Origin of the sequence: Rhodococcus sp. GXMU-t2271 (genome assembly GCF_041414735.1) — a bacterium.
Taxonomy (GTDB): Bacteria; Actinomycetota; Actinomycetes; order Mycobacteriales; family Mycobacteriaceae; genus Rhodococcus; species Rhodococcus indonesiensis.
Genome location: NZ_JAUIZP010000100.1, coordinates 1 through 561 on the forward strand (window position 1 = coordinate 1; position 561 = coordinate 561).

The 561-nt window shown below is 65.6% G+C and carries 1 protein-coding gene and 1 pseudogene; both read left to right on the top strand.

Translation table 11 applies throughout. The features are described 5' to 3' along the window. Positions 1-111: pseudogene (locus QYS60_RS25705) on the top strand (4-hydroxy-2-oxovalerate aldolase); the annotation flags it as partial. A 231-nt stretch (positions 112-342) separates the two neighbouring features. Further along, positions 343-561 (top strand): aldehyde dehydrogenase family protein (locus QYS60_RS25710; RefSeq protein ID WP_371384660.1); only part of this gene is annotated, 219 nt, incomplete at its 3' end.

Here is a 561-nt window from a genome sequence, read left to right on the forward strand (position 1 = left end):
TTCGAACTCGGGCGCCGCGGTGTCATCGGCGGGCAGGAGGACATGATCGTCGATGTCGCCTCCGAACTGGCCGGCCGCACCTACGAAACTCCGGCGCTGGCCCGATCCTGATCGAGTGGCGGGGTGCTCCGGGCGAGGATCTCGGAGCACCCCTTCTCGACCCGTTCCCTGCAGTTGCCGTGCGCCTGGAGACCACCCGATGTGCGTGTGAGGCCATGGCCTGAGCGAAACACAGCTCGTAGTGTCGTGAGTCATAGATGCCGCATATGACATGCCGCACATTGCCGCGTTCATATCAGGCCGCAAACCCTTCGGTTTCTGCCTGGTTCAACAGGAGAGTCCATGACCGCAGTACCGGAAATTTTCGACGTCAAGCACCTTATCGGTGACGACTGGCGCCCCGCATCGGACGGCGTGACCTTCGAGACCCGTGATCCGCACGACGGGTCGCTGCTCGGCACCGTGGCCCAGGGAACGGCCGCCGATGGCACGGCCGCGGTCTCCGCGGCCCGGAAGGCCTTCGACGACGGCCCGTGGCCGCTGCTGTCCCCGAAGGAACGC